We start from the raw sequence: 1,066 nt of genomic DNA on the forward strand, positions 1-1,066 counted from the left end.
GGGTGGCGTTCGGTGTGGTAGGTGTCGAGCAGGTCGGGCGGCGCCCAGCCGTGCACCGCCGCCGCCAGCTTCCAGCCCAGGTTCACCGCGTCCTGGACGCCCACGCTCAGTCCCTGCGCCATCGCCGGGGGCTGTACGTGCGTGGCGTCGCCGGCCAGGAAGATCCGACCGCGTCGGTACTCGGAGCTGACCCGGGACGCGTCGGTGAAGCAGCTGATCCAGCGGCAGTTTCCGTGATGTATGGACTCGCCGGTGAGTCGCTGCCAGGAGTCGGCGAGCTCCTGGTAGCGCAACGCGTTCCGGTCTCTCGGCGGCATACCCCGCTCGTGCACGACGACCCGGGTGACACCGTTCTCCAGATCCATCGCCATGACCATGCTGCCGTCGGGCAGGTTCTCGCCGATCCGTCGGCGCCGGGTGTCGATTCCGGTGACATCGGCGGTGTAGAACCCGCGGGTGGGCTCCGAGCCGGTGAAGTCGATCCCGGCCAGCGTGCGGACGGTGCTGCGCCCGCCGTCGCAGCCGACCAGAAAACGGGCGGCCTCCCTGCCGGAGCCGGCGGGCCCGTCGACGGTGACGACGACACGGTCGGGCCCCTCCTCGAAGCCGGTGACCTCGTGGCCGCGGAACACCGGTACCCCCAGTTCGGTCACCCAGCCTTCCAGCATCCGTTCCGTCCGATACTGGGAGATGCCTCGGGCGCCGGCGTGGTCCTCCGGCAACCGGCCGAGGTCGATCGGTACCCCCCCGAAGTGACTCTCTGCGGGCTCGGTCGGGCCCAGCCGGCCCAGCAGCCCGCGTTGCTCGAAGCACTCGGCGGTACGTCGGGTGAAGCTGGCGCCGCGGGACTCGGTCGGTCGCGCTGACAGCCGCTCGTAGATCGCCACATCGACCCCGCTGAGCCGCAGTTCACCGGCGAGCATGAGGCCCACCGGGCCGGCGCCGACCACGATCACGTCCCGGCTCATCGGGCTGTTCCGTTCTGGGGGGTGCCGAACCAGCGGGTGAGGGCGTGGGTGAGGTCGTGGGTGCTGCCGGGTGCGGTCCAGGCGAGGTAGCCGTCGGG

At 71.2% G+C, this 1,066-nt stretch carries 2 protein-coding genes; both read right to left on the reverse strand.

Translation table 11 applies throughout. The annotated features are described in order from the left end of the window. Positions 1-968, reverse strand: a 968-nt coding sequence (locus K228_RS0125190; protein WP_025620823.1) for an FAD-dependent monooxygenase, incomplete at its 3' end; no start/stop codon positions are given. Continuing rightward, positions 965-1,066: aromatic-ring hydroxylase C-terminal domain-containing protein (locus K228_RS30565; protein WP_425414545.1), on the reverse strand; the 102-nt coding region annotated here is incomplete at its 5' end. The genes K228_RS30565 and K228_RS0125190, both read right to left, overlap by 4 nt.

Origin of the sequence: Salinispora cortesiana (assembly GCF_000484695.1) — a bacterium.
GTDB lineage: Bacteria > Actinomycetota > Actinomycetes > Mycobacteriales > Micromonosporaceae > Micromonospora > Micromonospora cortesiana.